Source organism: Cryobacterium sp. TMS1-20-1, assembly GCF_004402355.1.
Lineage (GTDB): Bacteria > Actinomycetota > Actinomycetes > Actinomycetales > Microbacteriaceae > Cryobacterium > Cryobacterium levicorallinum.
This window is the reverse complement of sequence record NZ_SOGF01000018.1, coordinates 130,543-149,818: the sequence shown is the minus strand read 5'-3', so window position 1 is coordinate 149,818 and position 19,276 is coordinate 130,543. Positions and strand designations below refer to the sequence as shown.

Here is a 19,276-nt window from a genome sequence, read left to right as displayed (position 1 = left end):
TGCACAACTCCCGCGTAGCGTGAAAGTGGGTGCAGCTAGCGTCGTCGCGGCGCGGCCGTCTCGGCGCAGGCGATGCAGAGGTCGGCGGCGGGCTTGATCTGCAGCCGGCCCTCGGGGATAATCTCGCCGCCGCGCACGCACCGGCCGTAGCTGCCATCGACGATGCGCTGCAGGGCCCGGTCGATGGCCGCGAGCTCTTCGACGGCCTCGCCCTGAAATCCCGACATGCGTGACCATTCGGTGCGCAGCGAGGAAGCCTCAGCGTCGTGGGCGCCATCGGCCGAGCCGTCGCTACGGGAGCTTTGCACGCCGGCGAAGGTGTCGGCGAGACGCTGGGACTTCTCGGTCAGTTCGAGGCGGCGTTCGCCGAGTGCGGTCTCGAAAACGTGCAATTGCGTGGGATTAAAGGGTGAAACGATCATGTTCCATGGTCTCACGCCCTAGATCAGACCGCGTAGGTACTCCTCGACGGTCACGTTGCGGGCAGCGGCCCGCTGCACCAGGCGCCGGTGCTCCTCGGCGCTGAGCGACAGGGTCACCCGGTGCAACTCGCCCGCGCTGCGCACCGCGCCCGTGCCGTGTGGGTCGGTCAGGTCGCGAAAATCCTCGCCGATGTCGTGACCGAGATCGTCGAAAGAGAACAGCTCATCGTGTGCGTAGGCCGAAGCCTGCTCCGTCACCCGGTCCGCGGTCAACGTCGGCGAGCGCTGACCGACGGATGCCGCAGCCGTCGCAGCGCGCCCTCCGCTAACACCAGGCTCGGCCGCCGCTCCGCCCGCGCGAAAACCCGGCCCGGCCGGTGCCGGACGGCCGCGCTGAAACGCCTCGGCCGCCCCGCGCGCACGCTCGTCGGCGGCCTCGTTGAGCGGATGCCCGACGTGCCCCTTGACCCACTCGAACCGGTAGCGACGCCCGGCGATGGCCTCGTCGATCTCCTTGAGCAAATCCAGATTCATGACCGGTTTGCCGTCGCCCTTGCGCCAGCCCTTCGCTTTCCAGCCCTTCATCCACTTGGTGACGGAGTTGATCACGTACTGGCTGTCGCAGAGCACGAGCAAATCGTCGTCGATGTGTGCGGTCGCCCGAAACAGTTCGAGCACGGCCTTGAGCTCACCCTGGTTGTTGGTCGCGTGCTTCCAGCCGCCAGCCGCCCAGGAGGAGTCGTCGACGTACCAGGCCCAACCGGCTGGTCCGGGGTTTCCGAGGGCAGAACCGTCGGCGGCAGCGGTGATCGTCATTAGGTGGCCTTTCAAACAGCGGAGCGCAGGTTGACTAAGTCTGCCACCCTCGTCATCCGTTGCCCGTATTGTGTCCGTCATGTAACAGCGCCCCATCACGTCCCCCGAGCTGGTGTGATCATCTCGTGATCGAAAGGTAACCGGTGCCACGGTTGCCGGAAACACGCGCTGGCTAACGTCGAAGTCATGGCCAGCCGCTCGGGCTGCCTGCCGCTTCATCCCGAGGGGACTTCGATGACATCCAGCACCGTTGAATCAGCACCGAACGTGATCGATACCGACACCGCCGTGCTCGTGCACCGTCCGGGCCGGTGGATCGACAATTGGAACCCGGAGAACAAGAAGCAGTGGGAACAGGGCGGCAAGCTCATCGCCGTCCGCAACCTCAAATGGTCGATCTTTGCCGAGTTCCTCGGCTTTGTGGTCTGGCAACTGTGGAGCATCGTCGTCGTGTCGTTGCCGGCCGCCGGCTTCACCTTCTCCACCACCGAGGTGTTCTGGCTCATCTCGATGCCGAGCCTCGTCGGCGCGACCCTGCGCTTTCCGTACACGTTCATGGTGCCCAAGTTCGGCGGTCGCAACTGGACCATCATCTCGGCCGGCCTGCTGCTGATACCCTCGACCGCCCTCGGATTCTGCGTCGGCAACCCGGACACCCCGTTCGGCGTCATGCTGTTCGTCGCCGCGCTCGCCGGCTTCGGTGGCGGCAATTTCGCCAGCTCGATGTCGAACATCACCTACTTCTACCCGCAGAGCCAGAAGGGCTACGCGCTCGGCCTCAATGCCGCAGGCGGCAACCTCGGCGCCGGGATGGCCCAGCTCATCGTGCCGATCGTGATCACCCTCGGCGCCGTCGGCACCCTGAACATCAGCTTCGCCGGCTGGTTCTGGATTCCGCTCATCCTCGTCGCCATGTGGGGCGCCTGGAAGTACATGGACAACCTCACCAACGCCAAGGCCGACTTCGCCGGTTCGATCGCCGCGGTCAAGGAACCGCACTTCTGGATTCTCGCTGTGCTCTATATCGGCACCTTCGGCTCCTTCATCGGTTTCGCGAGCGTCTTCCCCAAGCTCATCGCCGACCAGTTTCCGGCCTACTCCACCTTCCAGGTCGCATCCGCCTCCCTGTCGCTCGCTTTCATCGGCGCTCTCGTCGGTTCGCTGGCCCGCCCGGCCGGCGGACGCCTGGCCGACCGCTTTGGCGGGGCATCCGTCACCGTCGCCGCCTTCGGCGTGATGGCCGTCGGAGCTCTCGTGGTCGTCGCGGTGCTGCCGCTCGGTAACTTTTGGGCCTTCCTCGGCAGTTTCCTGCTCATCTTCGTCGCCACCGGAATCGGCAACGGCTCGACCTACCGCATGATTCCGAGCGTGTTCTCGGCCAGAAGCGGTGTGAAAGACGCCCACCAGAACTCGGGCGACGTCAACACCCAGCGTAAAACGGCCGCGGCCCTCGGCCTCATCTCCGCGGTCGGCGCCTACGGCGGGTTCATCATTCCGCAGGTGCTCGGCCATTCCAAGACCACCACCGGGGACTATTCCAGCGCGATCTACGCCTTCGCCATCGCCTATGTTGTGATGATGTGCGTCACCGCGTTCGTCTACCTCCGCCGCGGTTCCTCCGTCGCCGGCCAGAAGATCTAGGACCCTATGCCCGCGACCGCCACCCACTGCCCGTACTGCGCTTTGCAGTGCGCGATGACACTGAGTTCCGCTGCTGCGACAGCGAGAGAAGCGGATGCTGACGGATCCGCTTCGCTGGCCGCCGCAGTAACGGTCGCGGGCCGGGACTTTCCCACCAACCGTGGCGGCCTGTGCAAGAAGGGCTGGACCTCGGCCGAACTGCTCGTCTCGCCGGACCGGATTCTCGAACCCCTGCTGCGCCAGGCCGACGGAACCTTCGAGCCGGTCGCCTGGAGCGACGCGCTCGACCTCGTCGCCGCGAAGCTGCGCGAGACCCGTGCGGAGTTCGGGGCCGACGCGGTCGGCGTGTTCGGCGGCGGCGGCCTGACCAACGAGAAGGCCTACCAGCTCGGCAAGTTCACCCGGGTGGCGCTTCGCTCCAGCCGCATCGACTACAACGGCAGGTTCTGCATGTCGAGCGCCGCCGCGGCCGGCAACCGTGCCTTCGGCCTCGACCGCGGGCTGCCGTTTCGGGTGGACGAGCTGGATGCGGCCGACACTATCCTCATTCTTGGCTCCAACGTGGCACAGACCATGCCTCCGTTCATTGGCCACCTCGACGGAGCCCGTGCCGCCGGTGGCCTCGTGGTCGTCGACCCACGGCGTACCGCGACCGCCCGGCTCACCGCGGACGGCGCCGGCATGCACGTGCAGCCGACCCCGGGCAGCGACCTCGTGCTGCTGCTCGGGCTGACCCACATCGTCATCGCCGAGAAACTCGCCGACCAGGACTACCTCGAAGCCCGCACCACCGGGTTCGACGCCGTGCGCCGCAGCGTGAGCCAGTGGTGGCCGATCCGCGTGCAGGAACAGACCGGCGTTCCGGTCTGGCAGCTGCGCGAACTCGCCCGCCGCCTCGCCGCCGGCGCTGCCCGGGGAGCCGCGACCGGCGCTGGCACCTACATTCTCACCGGGCGCGGCGTCGAGCAGCACGCCGACGGCACCGACACAGCCACCGCGGCCATCAACCTCAGCCTCGTGCTCGGCCTAGTCGGCACGAGCCATTCCGGTTACGGCACCCTCACCGGCCAGGGCAACGGGCAGGGCGGTCGCGAGCACGGGCAGAAGTGCGACCAGCTACCGGGCTACCGCAAGATCACCGACCCTGCCGCCCGGGCCCACGTCGCCGGGGTCTGGGGCGTCGACCCCGACAGCTTGCCCGGTGTGGGCCTGCCCGCGGTCGAGCTGCTGAGCGCACTCGGCGAGCCGGGCGGCATCCGCTGTCTGCTGGTACACGGCTCCAACGTCGTCGTCTCCGCGCCGAACGCCGACCGGGTGCGGGCCGCCCTTAAAACGCTCGACTTTCTGGTCGTGGCCGACTTCTTCTTCTCCGAAACCGCGGTGCTGGCGGACGTGGTGCTGCCGGTGACCCAGTGGGCCGAGGAAGAGGGGACCATGACATCGCTCGAGGGCCGCGTTATTCGTCGTCGCCAGGCCGTCGAGGCTCCGGGGGGAGTGCGCAGCGAACTGTGGATCTGGCAGGAACTCGCCAGACGGCTGAATTCCCCGGGAACCTTCAGCGCCGAGGCGGCTGCGGTGTTCGACGAACTCTGCCAGGCCTCCGCGGGCGGGCTGGCCGACTACTCCGGCCTGAGCTATGCCCTGCTCGACTCCGAGGAACCGGCCTTCTGGCCCTACCCGGTCGGGTCCACCGGAACGCCGCGGCTCTTTCTGGATCGCTTCGCCCACCCCGACGGCCGCGCGCACCTCGTCGCCGTCACGGCGCGGCGCCTCGGCGCGCCGGCCCAGGTCGGCGGCACCCTGACTCTGATCACCGGTCGCCTGCTCGAGCACTATCAGAGCGGAACCCAGACCCGGCGGGTGAAAGAACTGGCCGATGCCCAGCCGGAGGCCCGCCTGCAGCTGCACCCGGCCACCGCCGAGCAGCTCGGGATCGAGGACGAGGCCTGGGTCGAAGTCAGCAACGACCGCGGAACGGTGCGCTGCCGCGCCCAGGTGAGCGCCGACATCCGCTTCGACACGGTGTTTCTACCGTTTCACTTTGCCGGCGACCAGCGCGCCAACCTGCTGACCGATGACGAGACCGATCCCATCAGCGGCATGCCCGAATTCAAGAAGACGACCGTTCGAGTGAAAGCACTCGTGGAAGCAGGCGCCCATGTCTGAGCAACCCGAGCGCATCGTGCTGGTCGGCTACGGCCCGGTCGGTGCCCGTTTCGTTGAAGAGCTGCTGCCGCTCGTGCGCCAAGGCGCGGCCACCCTGACCGTGGTCGGGGCCGAGAGCGCCGACGCCTACAACCGGGTGCTGATCGCCGAATATGCCGTCGGAAACGCCGACCGGGAGAGCCTGGATATCACCGACACGCTCGCCGCCCGGGAGGCCGGCGTGCACCTGCGCCGCGGTGTGAGTGTCACGGCCATTTTGCGCAGCCGCCGGGCGGTCTCCCTCAGCGATGGCACCCTGCTGCCCTACGATCGGCTCGTGCTCGCGACCGGCGCCCGCGCCAATATCCCCACGCTCGACGGCGTCACCCGGGTGCGCCGAGACCGCCAGATACCTCCAGCGGATGCCGCCACCCTCGACACAAGCGGCGCCCCGCTCCCGCGCGGGGTCACCGTGTTGCGCGACCTGGACGACGCTGAGCGGGTACTCGCAGCAGTGACGGCCGGCAAACGCATCGTCGTGCTCGGCGCCGGCGTGCTCGGCATGGAGATCGCGCTCGCCGCTGCCGCCGCCGGGGGAGAGGCCTGCGTCGTCTACCACGGAGAGATTCCGATGGCGCGCAACCTCGACCGGGGCGGCGGCAGCGTGCTCGCCCGGAGCGCCCGGCGGGCCGGCGTCACCATGGTCAACCACTCCCGCGCCGAAAGCCTGCTGTTTCACCAGGACGACGACGGCGTCGACCGCTTCGACGCCCTGATCTGCGCCGACGGCAAACAGATTCATGGCGACCTGCTGCTGCTCTCCTGCGGGGTCGGCGCCCGCACCGAACTGGCCCAGCTGGCCGGTTTGCCGGTCTCGACCGGGATCCTGGTCGATGAGAACCTGCAGAGCTGGACCGACGCGCGTATCTACGCGATCGGCGACTGTGCCCACGTGGCAGCCGCGCCCCGCGCCGGCGATTCGACGGCGCCGCCGGCCGGCGGGCCGAGCGGCCTGATCGGTCCGGGCTGGCGCCAGGCCGACTGGCTCGCCGCACGGTTCACCGCCGAGGTGCTGGGTCGGCCCGACACGGCGGCGCTCGCGGCATCCGCTTCGGCCGTCGTCATGCTCAAAGCCGAGGGAATCGACGTAGTCTCGGTCGGCAACACCTCTGCCGACCCCTGGGACCTTTCCGTCGACGTCCACGCTGCGGGGTGTGCATCCGCTCCGCTGCACGTGTCGCAGTGGGCCGACCCTGAGCACGGACGCTATGTGAAAATGGTCACCCGCGACGGCATTCTCGCCGGCTTCGTCTGCGTCGGGATGCCGCGCACGGCCGCCGAGCTGACCCTGCTGTTCGAGCGCGGCAGTGAGCTGCCGGCGGACCGCTCTGTCCTGCTGCGCTACGACGGACCGGACTACGAGCCCGAGGCTGGCAGCGCGTTCGCGCGGGACGCGACCGTGTGCTGGTGCAACGGCGTCACCGTCGGCGCCATTGCCGACTCTGCCGAAGCCGGCAACACCACCATCGCCTGCATCGGTGCGGCCACTCGCGCCGGCACCGGATGTGGCGGCTGCAAAGCGCGGATCGGGGATGTTCTCGAGCGCTTCGCCGCGGCGACGGCCGAGTCAACCAGCTGACGATAACCGGCTGGCAGAAACCTTACGGCCGCAGGAAATACTGAGCTTTTCCCGGATTTGTCGGTGCTGCGGCGGTTACACTGCTGCACGACCGACTTGATTCGAAGGAGAATTCATATGCTGGGCAACCTGACCGGATGGCATTTTCTGATCATTCTCGTTGTGATCCTGTTGTTGTTCGGCGCTCCGAAGCTGCCGGGGCTCGCCCGCAGTCTCGGCCAGTCGATGAAGATCTTCAAGAGCGAGATCACGCCGGACCGCAACGGTGAAACTCGGCCGGCCGACGACACCGACGGCAGCACGAGCGCCCACAGCAGCCCCAGTACAGACTCGCGCGGCGCACCACACCCGAAAGCCTGATGGTGGTTCAGGGAGTGCGCAGCACTCCCGACAAGAGCAAAATGTCGCTCGGGCAGCATCTGCTGGAATTGCGCAAGCGCCTCTTTCTCGCCGCTGCCGGAATCCTGGTCGGTGCGATTGCGGGCTGGCTGCTGTCCGGATTCGTCTGGGATGGGCTGCGCGAGCCGATCTATGCCATCGTTCGGGCGCAGAACCGCAACGCGCAGATCAACTACCCCGACATTACGAGTGCGTTCGACCTGAAGCTGCGCATCTCGTTCTACGTCGGGTTGATCGTCTCGAGCCCGATGTGGCTCTACCAGATCTTCGCCTTTCTGGTCCCCGGGCTGACCCGCCGCGAGAAGCAATACACCTTCGGATTCTTCTTCTCGGCCGTTCCGCTATTTCTGATCGGCTGTGCGGCTGGCTGGTACGTGCTGCCGCACGTCGTCGAGCTCATGACGAGTTTCGCGCCGCAGCAGGACGCAGCGCTCATCAACGCCCAGAACTATTTTGATTTCGTGCTCAAACTCATGATCGCCATCGGCATCGCGTTCGTGCTGCCGGTGTTCATCGTGCTGCTGAACTTCGCCGGGGTGATCAGCGCCCGTTCGGTCATCAAATCCTGGCGGGTGGCCATCCTCGTGATCATTCTGTTCACCGCCATCGCGACGCCGGCCGCCGACGTCGTATCGATGTTCCTGCTCGCGGTGCCCATGGTCGCGCTCTACTTTGCCGCCTACGGCATCGCGGTGCTGCACGACCGCCGGGCGGCCCGGCGCCTACCTCCCGTCGGAGCGGACGGGCTGCTGCTCTGATCGTGGATCAGCATCCGCTTAAAGCGCACGTACTCCTTATCGTTTGCTTACGTCCGTGTCCAGCCGTTGGGGCGATCTGTTTTGCGCGGGTAGGTTGACGAGGTCTGTTCAGACACGCTCGGCACATTCATACAACGTCAGGAGAACAAGGATGTTCGATCAGGGTTTCATTACGAATGCCATCAACCGCAGTGCAGAGAATTCCACGGACCGCCGCAACTTTCTGCGGGCTGCCGGTGTGGCCGGCTTCGGCGTGGGAGCGGCGGTACTCGCCACCGGCGGTCCGGCGCTCGCGGCGGAAGCTGCCGTGGCACCAGCAGCCGCGCCCAGCGACGCCTCCATTTTGAACTTCGCACTCAACCTTGAATACCTCGAGGCTGAGTTCTACCTGCGCGCCACGACCGGCAGCGGGCTGCCCGACGGTCTGACCACAGGAACCGGAACCCGCGGCGGGGTGACCGGCGGTCGCATGGTGCACTTCAAGACGGCAATTATCAAGAAGTACGCCGACGAGATCGCCGCCGACGAGAAGGCGCACGTGGCCTTCCTACGGTCAGCGCTCGGCAGCGTCGCCGTGTCCCGCCCCAAGATCAACCTCGATGCGAGCTTCACGGCTGCCGCCCAGGCGGCCGGGCTGGTCAAGCCGGGGCAAAAGTTCGACGTCTACGCCAACGAGGCGAACTTTCTGTTCGGTGCCTTCATTTTCGAAGACGTCGGAGTGACCGCCTACAAGGGCGCAGCGCCCCTGATCTCGAACAAGACGTTCCTGGAGGCGGCGGCTGGCCTGCTCGCGGTCGAGGCATATCACGCCGGTGTCATTCGCAGCACGCTCTACGCGCTCGGTATTGCCCTGCCGTCGGTCTACACGACCGCCCAGGCGATCTCCGATGTGCGCGACGCCGTCGATGGTTCGTCCGACCTCGACCAGGGCATTGGCAACGCGTCGAAGGCGAACCTCGTGCCGACCGATGCCAACGGTCTGGCTTTCAGCCGCAGCGCCGCCCAGGTGCTCAATATCACGTATCTCAACGCGGCCCCGGTGCGTTCGGGCGGGTTCTTCCCGGCCGGCGTCAACGGCGTGATCAACACGAGCGGGGCCAACGGCTAGTCGGTCGCCCTCGAACGGGGAGCGTCACGCGGCGCGGGACTTGCGCCAGTGCGCGGCAGGCGCACGGTAGTTGTCAACCTGCCTGAGACAGGAGGTGAGTGTTTATGCCTGTGGGTTGGGGTAGTTCTGGTGGCGCGGGAGTTCTGGCCACGCCCGAACTCCCGCGTTTCGGCGCGTCTCCCGCGCACCGTGCGCGCCCGGCCTCACCCCGCTACCCGAATTCCCGCGTTCTGGCGCAGCCCCCACGCGTCTCGCTGCGGCGCCACAGGCCATTCGCCCTGATCGCAGCGGCGAGCGCCAAGCGCCTGCAGCTGGGCGTCAATCTGGCGGATGCCGCGCCCACCGACCGATTGCTGCTGGCCGGCGGGATGTGCACCCACACGGTGTCGGTGACGAGTCTCGCCGAGGTCGACCCGGAGCTGCTCGGCTGGCTGCGCGCCGCCTATGAGGGCAACTGACTCCGAATGAACTACGAGACAGACACCGTGACTTCGTGCAGTCCGGTGGCGCCGTCGGGGGCGACGTCGGCTGTGGCCGACGTTTGAACGAGGCCGGCGGCATCCGTTGCCCGCACCCTTACGGTGTGGTCGCCGGCGATGGCGTCGGTCCAGGTGTACGCCCACTGCCGCCAGGTGTCGACTGAGATCGCGTCGGCGAGCGTAGCGTCCTGCCAGGGGCCGTCGTCGATCTGCACCGCGACGGCGCTCACGCCCACGTGCTGGGACCAGGCGACACCGGCAATGACGACCGACCCGGCCGTAGCCGACGTTCCGGCGCGCGGTACGTCGATGCGCGAGGAGACTTTGACCGGCCCGAGGGCGGACCAACCGCGCGGCGTCCAGTAACCCTGCTCATCGGCGAAGCGCGTGAGCTTGAGTTCCACCACCCACTTTGTCGCTGACACGTAGCCATACAGGCCGGGTACCACCATGCGCACCGGGTAGCCGTGTTCGAGCGGCAGCGGTTCGCCGTTCATGCCGACCGCGAGAATGGCGTTGCGCCCGTCGGTCAGCGCCTCGATCGGGGTGCCTGCGGTGAAACCGTCCTGGCTTCGGGAGAGCACCATGTCGGCCCCGGTCTGCGGTTTCGCCCGGGCCAGCAGCTCGCGAATCGGATAGCCGAGCCAAGTGGCATTGCCGATCAGGTCGCCGCCGACATAGTTGGAGACGCAGGCGAGCGTCGTTGTGCTCTCTTCGAGCGGCAGGGAGATCAGCTCGGCGAAGTCGATCTCGACCTCGTTCTCGACCATTCCGGTGATCTTCAGCCGCCAGTCGCGCGGGTCGATGCGCGGCACGCTGAGGGCGGTATCGATGCGGTAGAAGTCGGCGTTCGGGGTGATCAGCGGGGTGATGCCCGCCACGTCGAGGCTCGCCCCCGCCGGAATGGTGGCTTGTCGAACGGATGCCGGTGGCAGCGTGAACAGCGCGCGCGCGGCATCCGCTGCCCGGGTCGCTGCGGCGCTGATCTGGCCGCCGGCCAGGGCGAGCAGCCCGATGCCGGCGGTCACGCCGGTGTAGACGAGAAACCGACGACGGTCAGGGCCGTTCAGGTCGCGGGGTGCGCCGGCCGGTTCCGGTGCGGACCGCGGCAACCGGGTCGTGAGAAGGGTCAGCGCGATCGCCGCGACCCCCATGGCGACGACGGCGGGCACCACGTCGAGGGTAGAGGCGCTCGAGCGGGACAGCGCCGCGAACAGGGCGATCCCCCCGATGAGTGCGACGAGCAGTCGGCCGAACGGCGGGCGCCGGCTCTCCAGGATTCCGGCGAGGGCGGCGAGTACCAGCAGCACGAGCACGATGGTGATGATCAGCACGATCTTGTCGGCCGTGCCGAACAGGCCGATCACCAGGTCTTTGACGCCGGCAGGAACGATGTCGATGACGAGCGCGCCGACCGTGAGTACCGGGCTCGCGCCGGGGGCGATCCACGCGGCAGTCAGCTCGGCCAGCCCGAGGCCAGCCAGCGCCGCGGCGAGCCCGGCAGCCGCCGGGCGCCAGAGTGACCGGGCACGACTTGGCGTGGCAACAGCAGCGGTGTCCGGGGTGACGTAGACCATGACGCCAGCCTAGAACGGGCTGCTGTGATTACCACCCAGCAGGGGGCGCAGGATCAGTTTCGTCAGACATCCGTCACATCTTGTGCGCGCGGTAGTGCAGTCTTGAGGGACTATGTCTGTGCTTGAACGCCTCGAAAACGAAACCGACCCCGACGTTCTCTTCGAGGCGTTCGAAAGCTGGGCGACCGAGCAGGGCCTCACCCTGTACCCGGCGCAGGAGGAAGCGGTCATCGAAATCGTCTCCGGTGCCAACCTCATTTTGAGCACACCGACCGGAACCGGCAAGTCACTCGTGGCTGTCGGGGCCCACTTCGCCGCGCTCTCGGCCGGCAAGCGCAGCTTCTACACCGCGCCGATCAAGGCCCTGGTGAGCGAAAAGTTCTTCTCCCTGGTGGAGACCTTCGGAGCGGAGAACGTCGGCATGATGACCGGCGATTCGAGCGTCAACGCCGACGCTCCGATCATCTGCTGCACGGCGGAGATTCTCGCCAACCTCGCCCTGCGCAACGGTGAGGACACCGAAGTCGACCTCGTCGTGATGGACGAATTCCACTTCTACGGCGACCCGGAGCGCGGCTGGGCCTGGCAAGTGCCGCTGCTGTTGTTGCCGCGGGTGCAATTCATTCTCATGTCGGCCACGCTCGGTGACGTGAAGTTCATCAGCGACGACCTGACCCGGCGCACCGGGCGGGACACCGCCGTCGTCACTGGCGTCGAGCGCCCGGTTCCGCTCAGCTACTACTACGAGCAGACACCCGTGCACGAAACCGTCGAAGAACTGCTGCACACCGACAAGGCCCCGGTCTATATCGTGCACTTCTCCCAGGCGGCCGCCCTCGAACGTGCGCAGGCCCTCGCGAGCGCCAAGGTCGCCTCCCGCGAGCAGCGCGACGTGATCGCCGAACTTATCGGCGAGTTTCGGTTCACCACCAGTTTCGGCAAGACCCTGTCGCGGCTCATCCGCATGGGAATCGGCGTCCACCACGCCGGCATGCTGCCCAAATACCGTCGGCTGGTCGAGCAGCTCGCCCAGCGCGGCTACCTGCGCGTGATCTGCGGCACCGACACCCTCGGCGTCGGCATCAACGTGCCCATTCGCACCGTGCTGTTCACCGCGCTCACCAAGTACGACGGTGTGAAAATGCGCCAGGTCAACGTGCGCGAGTTCCATCAGATCGCCGGGCGGGCCGGGCGGGCCGGTTACGACACCGCCGGCACGGTCGTGATCCAGGCGCCGGAGCACGAGAGCGACAACCTCAAGGCCATTGAAAAGGCCGGCGACGACCCGAAGAAGAAGCGCAAGATCGTGCGCAAGAAGGCACCCGACGGCTTTGTGTCCTGGGGCGAACCGAGTTTTCGCCGACTGGTCGACGCCGAACCCGAGACCCTGTCGTCGAGCATGCAGATGACCGCGGCGATGCTGATCAACGTGATCGGGCGCGGCGGCGACGCCTTCGCGCACGTGCACTCGCTGGTCTTCGACAACCACGAACCGTGGCGGCGACAGCTGGTGCTGGCCCGGCGCGCGCTGGGCATCTACAAGACCCTCCGCGAAGCCGGAATTGTGGAGCAGAGCGCAAGCGGCAGCATCCGTTTGACCGTCGACCTGCAGGCCAACTTTGCGCTCAACCAGCCGCTCTCGCCGTTCGCGCTGGCCGCGTTCGAGCTGCTCGACCCCGAAGCGCCCACTTACTCGCTCGACATGATCTCGATTCTGGAATCTACCCTGGACGACCCGCGGCCGGTGCTCATGGGGCAGCAGTTCGCCGCCCGCGGTGAAGCCGTGAATGCGATGAAGCGGGAAGGCATCGAATATGACGAGCGGATGGCGCTGCTCGAAGAGATCACCTATCCTAAGCCCCTCGAGGAGCTGCTGAACTACACGTTCGAGACCTACAAGGCTTCCCAGCCGTGGATCGCTGACTTCGAGCTGCGACCGAAGACCGTCGTGCGCGACATGTATGAGCGGGCCATGTCGTTCGGGGAATTCATCGCGTTCTACAAGCTCGCCCGCAGCGAGGGCGTCGTGCTGCGCTACCTGTCTGACGCCTACCGGGCGGCCCGGCAGACCATTCCCGACGAGGCTAAGAACGAAGACCTGCTGGACCTGATCGAATGGCTCGGCGAGCTCGTGCGCCAGGTCGACTCGAGCCTGCTCGACGAGTGGGAGGAACTGCTGCACCCCGATCTCGCCGTGCACGCCGCCGAATCGCACGCGATTCTGCCGCCGCCGCCGCGCCGCCTCACCACCAACACGCGGGCCTTTCGCATTTTGGTGCGGAACGAACTGTTCCGCCGGGTGCAGTTGGCCGCGCTCGAGCACTACGACCAGCTCGGCGAACTGGACCGCGAGCACGGCTATTCCAGTGACGTCTGGGCCGAGGCAATGGACGGCTACTTCGCCGAGCACAATGAGCTGCTCACCGGCGGCAACGCGCGCAGCTCCGACCTGCTCATGATCGAGGAGGGCGCCGAAGAGTGGACCGTGCGCCAGATTCTCGACGACCCGGCCGGGGACCACGACTGGGGCATCAGCGCGAGCGTGAACCTCGCCGACTCTGACGAGCTCGGCGAAGCCGTCGTGCGCGTCACCGGGGTCAACCGGCTGTAGCGCGGCTCCGCGCCCTTAATCGCGCCCGCGCCCTTAATCGAGCACAGGGTCTTGACCGCGCCCACGCCCACGACTGGTAGCCGCTTCGGTAACGGGCGCAGCGACTACCCAGATCGGGCGCGCTCGTGCGGTGTCGGAGTGCTGCGCCGCTACGCGCCGGGAGCGCTCAGTGGCGCGGCCGCGTCGGCCGTCCACTCGTTGAGCGACCCGTCATAGATCGAGACGTGCTCGTTGCCGGCGCGGATGAGCGCGAGAGCGCTGGCCGCCGCGGCGATCCCGCCGCCGCAGTAGGTCACGAGGTGAGCGCTCGAGGTCACGGTGGGCGCGAGGGTCGTTTTGAGCGCGTCACCACGGAGGAACGCGTTCGTGACGGGGTCGACGAGCTTCGCGGCTGGCAGGCTGATACTGCCCGGAATGTGCCCTGCGCGCGGGCGGGTTCCGGCCGTACCGGCGAACTCCGCCGGTGGTAGGGAGCAAACGAGGGCGGCATCCGCGTGGCCGGCGACGATCGACTCGACAAAGCTCTTGTCGACCCACAGCTCGGGCCGCGGCGTTGCCACAAAGCCGCCGGCGAATCTTGGGTGTGTGCCGCCGGCGACCCGCGGGCGTACGGCGCCGGTGGCGTACGGGCGCGTTTCGGCGTGCCACTTGGTCAGGCCGCCGTCGAGCACGGCGACATCGTCGTAGCCGAAGGATCGGAACAGCCACCAGATGCGCGCCGCCCATTGACCGACGACGGCGTCGTAGACGACCACCGTGGTCTCATTATCAATGCCGACGGATGCTGCGGCCGCTTCAAACAGTTCGGCGTTCGGCCGCGAGAAGTCGAATTCGCCGGTCGGGTCGGAGAAAACGTCGAACAGGTCGGCGAACACGGCACCGGGGATGTGTCCCTTGGTGAGGTAGTCCTCGCGCCCACTGAGGTAACGCGGCCCATCGGGGGTGACGGGTGCCAGGGCAAACACGGTGGCGTCGAGAATGACCAGATTGTCGGAACCGAGATGGTCGGCCAGCCATTGCGTGGACACAATGGGGCTGGACACGACGAGCGAGGATGGCACGAGTGAAGTCATAGCTCAAGGCTAGCGGTGGCCGCCGACACCGGCCGGAACCGGAGTCGATTCAGGTCGTTCTTAGACACACAGCTACAGCGTCGTGGTCCAATCGAGGTTGATCTTCTGTTTGATGTAGATGTTTTCGCCGAGTCCGGGCACGGAGGGATTCATGGTGAGCAATAGCTGCACCGGGATATTGAATCGCTGGGCAATATCGAAGAATGCGTCACCTTCGATGACCGTGTAGGTGAGCAGCGCGCCGGCACCATCGGACATCGTGGTGCCGCGCGCCCCGGGTGTGCTGCCGAGGTCGACGGCCGGCCCCTGAGGCAGCGGCACGGGTTCCGCGTTCGGCACGAGATCGGGTACTTCCGGGTTGGGAATCAATGCCGCTTCCTCCGTGGGTGTCGGAGTGGGCGTTGGCGTCGGCGTGGGCGAAGGCGTCGGTGCGACGCTCGGAGTGATGGTCACCGTCACCGCGGGTGCTGGTTCACCGGCGCAGCCGACCAGCGCAACGAGCAGGAGGGCAGCGACGGCGATGCCCCGGGGACGACGTGCGAAAACGGTGCGAATGGTGGAACCCTTCAAAGAAAGACGGTGCGGCCCGGCCGACCCCCGCGTTCAGCCAGCTTAGGGGGAGACCGGTCCGGTCGGACAGGCGTCACTACCCCCAGGTGGGGATCAGATCAGCACTCGATTACGTTGACCGCGAGACCACCCTCGCTGGTTTCCTTGTACTTCGTCATCATGTCGAGTCCGGTTTGGCGCATGGTTTCGATCACCGTGTCGAGGGAGACCAGGTGGGTCCCATCGCCGTATAGCGCCAGCCGGGCCGCCGATACGGCCGTCGACGAGGCGATGGCGTTGCGTTCGATGCAAGGTGCCTGTACCAGGCTGCCGACCGGGTATCAGGTCAGTCCAAAGTGATGCTCCATCGCGATCTCGGCCGCATTCTCGACCTGGCGCGGTGTGCCGCCGAGCACGGCATAGAGCGCACCGGACGCCATGGCACATGCAGCTCCGACCTCGACCTGGCAGCCGCCCCGTTGGTGGGCGCGGTGACACGCGGCCGCCGGCCGCATTCTCTTCGTTGACCGCGAGCGCGAAGGCGTGCAGTCACTCGGTCGAGGTGTCCCGGTCGTGTGCGGGCAGGCGGTCATATTCCTCTAAGTGCATACGTATCGCTGCGGCCCGACGCTTGACCTTGAGTCCGCCCCGAAGCGTACCCTCGACGACCAGGCCGGCTTCGACACAGACGTGCATGGCATCCCAGATGGCGTCGAGTCCGACATCGAATGCGGCGCTGCCATGGATGGCTTCTTCGTTGCGGCGCGCGACCTCGCAGATGCTGAGCTCGTGCGCGTCGCACAGCGCGAGCAATTCGGCACTGGACTCGAAGGGGAGCGGCTGCTGAGGAGCGGCCACGCGAATCTGGTCGCCGTCGTGCCGAATAAACCCTCCGCCGATGAAATAGCACGTCTCCTCGAACAACGCCGTCGAGTCGTCGGTGCCAAACTGATCGGCTTCAAACGCGGACAGGGTCAGCGCGTTCGGATGCCCGCCCCGGGTTCCGTCATCGATGGCTTGGGTCGACTGTGGCATGGCCAGGGCCAGACCAACCGGCGCGAGCAGGGCGGCGGCCAGCAGCAAGCTCTGACACCGAACAATGCCCATTTGACACCGAATAGCACCCATTTGACACATTCTCAGAAATGGTCCAGCTGCGACGCACGAAGGCCGCCTCCGGAGAGACGGCCTTCAGGTATTCAGTGCTGCGGAACTAGTGCGTGTGGAACTAGTGCGTGCGGAACCGTGCGGTCATCGGGCAGTCGAACGGGTCACGAGCGGCCAGGCCGACCTTGTTGAGGTAAGCGATGACAATGCCGTAGCTTTCGAAGACGCCGGTCTCGGTGTACTTCACGTCGTGCGACTGGCAGTATTCCTTCGCGATTTCCTGCGCCTTGCGCAGGTGCGGTCGGGCCATGTTCGGAAACAGGTGGTGCTCAATCTGGTAATTGAGCCCGCCCATATAGGTGTCGATGAAGGTGCCACCGCGAATATTGCGGCTGGTCAGCACCTGGCGGCGCAGAAAGTCGACCTTGCTTTCGGCCGGAAGCTGCGGCATCCCCTTGTGGTTGGGGGCAAAGGATGCACCCATGTAGACGCCGAACACGGCCATCTGCACGCCGACGAAGGCGAAGGCCATGCCGAGCGGCAGGAAGAAGAAGATGACGGCAAGGTAGAGCGAGATGCGGGTGACGAGCATCGTGATCTCGATCCAGCGCTGGTCGACCTTGTGCTTGCCGAAGACCGTTTTGAAGCCCTGAATGTGCAGGTTGATGCCTTCAAACATCAATAGCGGAAAGAAGAAGTAGCCCTGCTTGCGGGTGACGAGTGCGCCGAGGCGGCTGACCTTCTTGGCGTCTTCCTCGCGGAACACGATGAAGTCGGGCTCGATGTCGGGGTCCTTGCCGATGACGTTCGGGTTGGCGTGGTGCCGGCTGTGCTTGGTCATCCACCAGGCGTAGCTGATGCCGACGAACAGGTTGGCCAGGATGCGACCGGCTCGGTCGTTGGCTTTGCCGGAGGTGAACACGGCACGGTGTGAAGCTTCGTGCGCCAAGAAAGCGAACTGGGTGAAGATGAGGCCGAGGGCTGCGGCGATGATCAGCTGATACCAGGTGTCACCGAGCAGAACGAAACCGGCGATAGCGCCGCCCGTGGCGACGACGAGGATGGAGAACACCATCCAGTAGAAACCGGTGCGCCGGCCGAGCAGGCCCAGATTGCGCACGGTGTGCAGGAGTGCGGAGTATTCGGTTGTGGGGTTCTTGGTGTCTCCACCCGGGCGGGTCCTGATGATACGGACCGAGGGTGCGGCTAGTGCTTCCGACATGAGGCCTTAGTGGATCGGGACTTCTCAGTCGGGACGTGAGCGATTACTCGTCGTGCAGATAGTCGTCAGTCTACGGTCGTCCGACCGCGATTCGTGCTTTATTCACACAGCATTCCCAGTCAGTATATGCCAAAAATGGAATGTATTCGACCGTTCTATCGCCAACTTGGCATCCATACATGCAGTTGCCAAAACAAGAAGGATGTCTGCATTCCGGTCCATACCGGGAAGAAAAACGCCGTGAGCAGCAGGGCGACGCCGAGGCCCACGATGACCGCCCGAAGAGCCCCAGGCTGCGGTTGGGGGTCGTATTCCGGTACCTGCGAATGTGCTGAATGCCTGCGTTTGGGCCGCGCCTGGTCGGGAATTTGCTCCAGTATCAGGCCAATGACGAAGGTGAGTCCGAGCAGCAGATACGGTTCGAAGGCGATCGTATAAAACTGGAAAACCGTGCGGTTGAGATACATCAACCACGGTAGGTAGCCGGCGACCATGCCCATCAATATGAAACCGACCCGCCATTCCCGATACCGAGCCAGCCGGTAGACGAGGTAGAACAGCGCTGCCGTCGCCGCCCACCAGATGAGAGGGTTACCGACCGACGTGATGGCCTCAGAGCAGCTCTGCAACTCGCAGCCGAATTCACCCGAGCTGGAACCGCGGTAGTACATGCTGGTCGGTCGGGTCATGAACAGCCAGGTCAACGGGTTTGCCTGGTACGGATGCGGTGTGGCGAGCCCCACGTGATACGTGTACGCAGCCGCCTGGTAATGCCAGAAGCTCTGCAGGGTATGCGGAACCCAGGCGAGCGGACCGGTCCAGACGGCCCCCGCCCCGTCGGCCCCGGTCGAATCGGCCCATTGGCGGTAGTACCCACCGCGCGTGACAAACCAGCCGGTCCAGGAAACCAGGAACGTCATGACGGCAATCGGAACCAGCAGCAGAAACGTGACCGGGGCCTGTTTGAGGATGGCGGCGCTGAGCCAGAATGACACGCCATTACGGCGCCGGGCCAGCGCATCCACGACGACGAGGTAGATGCCGAACGCGGCGAGAAAATAGACGCCGGACCATTTCACCGAGCTGGCCAGACCGAAGGCGAGGCCGGCGGCGAGCAGCCAGGGCCGCCACCACAGCGCTGGACCCCAGCCCAGCTCGCGGAGCCCGGCCAGCCGGCTGGCCAGTCGAGTCGCGTGCCACTCGCGGTCCAGCAGGATTGCCCCGAAACCGAGCAAGGCGAAGAACATCACGAAGTTGTCGAGCAGCGCCACACGGCTCATGACGATGGCGTGACCGTCGATCGCGAGCAGAAAACCGGCGATCAGGGCGAGCAAGCGGGACTGAAACAGCTTCTGCGCCACGAGCATGATGAGCACGACCGCGAGCACCCCCACCACGACCGTCGCCAGCCGCCAGCCCCACGGGTTGCCGGGGCCGAGCAGATTCATGCCGAGCCCGATGAGCCATTTTCCGAGCGGCGGATGCACGACAAAGGACGGGTCGGTTGTGAAGATGTCGGTGTGGCCCGCCTCGAACTGAACGTTGGCGTCTGCCGGCCAGGTGGACTCGTAGCCGTTATTGAACAGGCTCCAGGCGTCCTTGACATAGAACGTCTCGTCGAAGACGAGCGCGTGCGGCACGCCGAGGTTCCACAGCCGTAGCACCGCGGCCAGGAGGACCACTGCGAGGGGAGCGCCCCAGCGAACCCATCGACTAGTAGCGAGCACGTG

General features: G+C 66.1%; 15 protein-coding genes and 1 pseudogene. 8 read left to right on the top strand and 8 right to left on the bottom strand.

Going from position 1 to position 19,276, the window contains the following annotated elements; genetic code table 11:
• Positions 1-35: 35 nt before the first annotated feature.
• Both E3O45_RS03220 and E3O45_RS03215 read right to left on the bottom strand, forming a co-directional pair.
• Positions 36-422, bottom strand: a complete 387-nt coding sequence (locus E3O45_RS03220) for a TraR/DksA family transcriptional regulator (RefSeq protein ID WP_134441660.1) — start codon at positions 420-422, stop codon at positions 36-38.
• Positions 423-440: 18 nt separating this feature from the next.
• Positions 441-1,238 (bottom strand): RNase H family protein, encoded by a 798-nt coding sequence (locus tag E3O45_RS03215; RefSeq protein WP_134441658.1) that lies wholly within the window; start codon positions 1,236-1,238, stop codon positions 441-443.
• A 234-nt stretch (positions 1,239-1,472) separates the two neighbouring features.
• Between E3O45_RS03215 and E3O45_RS03210 the strand changes: the two genes are divergently transcribed.
• From E3O45_RS03210 to E3O45_RS03180, 7 genes are all read left to right on the top strand, one after another.
• Positions 1,473-2,879, top strand: a complete 1,407-nt coding sequence (locus E3O45_RS03210; protein ID WP_134441657.1) for an MFS transporter — start codon at positions 1,473-1,475, stop codon at positions 2,877-2,879.
• A 6-nt stretch (positions 2,880-2,885) separates the two neighbouring features.
• Positions 2,886-5,045, top strand: a complete 2,160-nt coding sequence (locus tag E3O45_RS03205) for a molybdopterin oxidoreductase family protein (RefSeq protein ID WP_134441655.1) — start codon at positions 2,886-2,888, stop codon at positions 5,043-5,045.
• Entirely contained in the window at positions 5,038-6,663 is a 1,626-nt protein-coding gene (locus E3O45_RS03200) for an FAD-dependent oxidoreductase (protein WP_134441653.1), read from the top strand. Before E3O45_RS03205 ends, E3O45_RS03200 begins: the two co-directional genes overlap by 8 nt.
• Before the next feature lie 117 nt (positions 6,664-6,780).
• A complete protein-coding gene (tatA, locus tag E3O45_RS03195) occupies positions 6,781-7,023 on the top strand; it encodes a twin-arginine translocase TatA/TatE family subunit (RefSeq protein ID WP_134441652.1) in 243 nt (80 codons plus the stop codon).
• Between the two features lie 41 nt (positions 7,024-7,064).
• Positions 7,065-7,820 (top strand): twin-arginine translocase subunit TatC, encoded by a 756-nt coding sequence (gene tatC, locus E3O45_RS03190; RefSeq protein ID WP_134441827.1) that lies wholly within the window; start codon positions 7,065-7,067, stop codon positions 7,818-7,820.
• 151 nt (positions 7,821-7,971) lie between these two features.
• The gene (locus E3O45_RS03185; protein ID WP_092451571.1) at positions 7,972-8,928 is read left to right on the top strand and encodes a ferritin-like domain-containing protein; all 957 of its coding nucleotides are present in this window, start codon (positions 7,972-7,974) and stop codon (positions 8,926-8,928) included.
• A gap of 104 nt (positions 8,929-9,032) precedes the next feature.
• On the top strand, positions 9,033-9,386 hold the full coding sequence (locus E3O45_RS03180) for a DUF5655 domain-containing protein (protein ID WP_134441650.1): 354 nt from the start codon (positions 9,033-9,035) through the stop codon (positions 9,384-9,386).
• Positions 9,387-9,397: 11 nt separating this feature from the next.
• Here the strand turns inward: E3O45_RS03180 and E3O45_RS03175 are convergent, their stop codons facing one another.
• A complete protein-coding gene (locus E3O45_RS03175) occupies positions 9,398-10,984 on the bottom strand; it encodes a molybdopterin-dependent oxidoreductase (RefSeq protein ID WP_134441648.1) in 1,587 nt (528 codons plus the stop codon).
• Positions 10,985-11,096: 112 nt separating this feature from the next.
• Between E3O45_RS03175 and E3O45_RS03170 the strand changes: the two genes are divergently transcribed.
• Positions 11,097-13,595, top strand: a complete 2,499-nt coding sequence (locus tag E3O45_RS03170; protein ID WP_134441646.1) for an RNA helicase — start codon at positions 11,097-11,099, stop codon at positions 13,593-13,595.
• A gap of 149 nt (positions 13,596-13,744) precedes the next feature.
• On the opposite strand, the gene E3O45_RS03165 is transcribed toward E3O45_RS03170, so the two are convergent.
• The 5 genes and pseudogenes from E3O45_RS03165 to E3O45_RS03145 all read right to left on the bottom strand — a co-directional run bounded on the left by E3O45_RS03165 (position 13,745) and on the right by E3O45_RS03145 (position 19,273).
• The gene (locus E3O45_RS03165) at positions 13,745-14,668 is read right to left on the bottom strand and encodes a sulfurtransferase (RefSeq protein ID WP_134441645.1); all 924 of its coding nucleotides are present in this window, start codon (positions 14,666-14,668) and stop codon (positions 13,745-13,747) included.
• A 72-nt stretch (positions 14,669-14,740) separates the two neighbouring features.
• On the bottom strand, positions 14,741-15,238 hold the full coding sequence (locus E3O45_RS03160; RefSeq protein ID WP_134441643.1) for a LysM domain-containing protein: 498 nt from the start codon (positions 15,236-15,238) through the stop codon (positions 14,741-14,743).
• 98 nt (positions 15,239-15,336) lie between these two features.
• Positions 15,337-16,153, bottom strand: a pseudogene (locus tag E3O45_RS03155) (L-serine ammonia-lyase, iron-sulfur-dependent, subunit alpha); the annotation flags it as partial.
• A 292-nt stretch (positions 16,154-16,445) separates the two neighbouring features.
• Positions 16,446-17,546, bottom strand: coding sequence for an acyl-CoA desaturase (locus E3O45_RS03150; protein WP_134441641.1), 1,101 nt, complete (start codon positions 17,544-17,546; stop codon positions 16,446-16,448).
• A 155-nt stretch (positions 17,547-17,701) separates the two neighbouring features.
• A complete protein-coding gene (locus E3O45_RS03145) occupies positions 17,702-19,273 on the bottom strand; it encodes a dolichyl-phosphate-mannose--protein mannosyltransferase (protein WP_241985196.1) in 1,572 nt (523 codons plus the stop codon).
• Positions 19,274-19,276: the final 3 nt, after the last annotated feature.

Excerpts from the sequence above, each read along its gene's own strand:
- E3O45_RS03215 (WP_134441658.1), bottom strand. The coding sequence starts at position 1,238 with ATGACGATCACCGCTGCCGCCGACGGTTCTGCCCTCGGAAACCCCGGA.
- E3O45_RS03200 (WP_134441653.1), top strand. The coding sequence starts at position 5,038 with ATGTCTGAGCAACCCGAGCGCATCGTGCTGGTCGGCTACGGCCCGGTC.
- E3O45_RS03165 (WP_134441645.1), bottom strand. The coding sequence starts at position 14,668 with ATGACTTCACTCGTGCCATCCTCGCTCGTCGTGTCCAGCCCCATTGTG.
- E3O45_RS03220 (WP_134441660.1), bottom strand. The coding sequence starts at position 422 with ATGATCGTTTCACCCTTTAATCCCACGCAATTGCACGTTTTCGAGACC.
- tatC (WP_134441827.1), top strand. The coding sequence starts at position 7,065 with ATGTCGCTCGGGCAGCATCTGCTGGAATTGCGCAAGCGCCTCTTTCTC.
- E3O45_RS03170 (WP_134441646.1), top strand. The coding sequence starts at position 11,097 with ATGTCTGTGCTTGAACGCCTCGAAAACGAAACCGACCCCGACGTTCTC.
- tatA (WP_134441652.1), top strand. The coding sequence starts at position 6,781 with ATGCTGGGCAACCTGACCGGATGGCATTTTCTGATCATTCTCGTTGTG.
- E3O45_RS03205 (WP_134441655.1), top strand. The coding sequence starts at position 2,886 with ATGCCCGCGACCGCCACCCACTGCCCGTACTGCGCTTTGCAGTGCGCG.
- E3O45_RS03185 (WP_092451571.1), top strand. The coding sequence starts at position 7,972 with ATGTTCGATCAGGGTTTCATTACGAATGCCATCAACCGCAGTGCAGAG.
- E3O45_RS03175 (WP_134441648.1), bottom strand. The coding sequence starts at position 10,984 with ATGGTCTACGTCACCCCGGACACCGCTGCTGTTGCCACGCCAAGTCGT.
- E3O45_RS03150 (WP_134441641.1), bottom strand. The coding sequence starts at position 17,546 with ATGTCGGAAGCACTAGCCGCACCCTCGGTCCGTATCATCAGGACCCGC.
- E3O45_RS03210 (WP_134441657.1), top strand. The coding sequence starts at position 1,473 with ATGACATCCAGCACCGTTGAATCAGCACCGAACGTGATCGATACCGAC.
- E3O45_RS03180 (WP_134441650.1), top strand. The coding sequence starts at position 9,033 with ATGCCTGTGGGTTGGGGTAGTTCTGGTGGCGCGGGAGTTCTGGCCACG.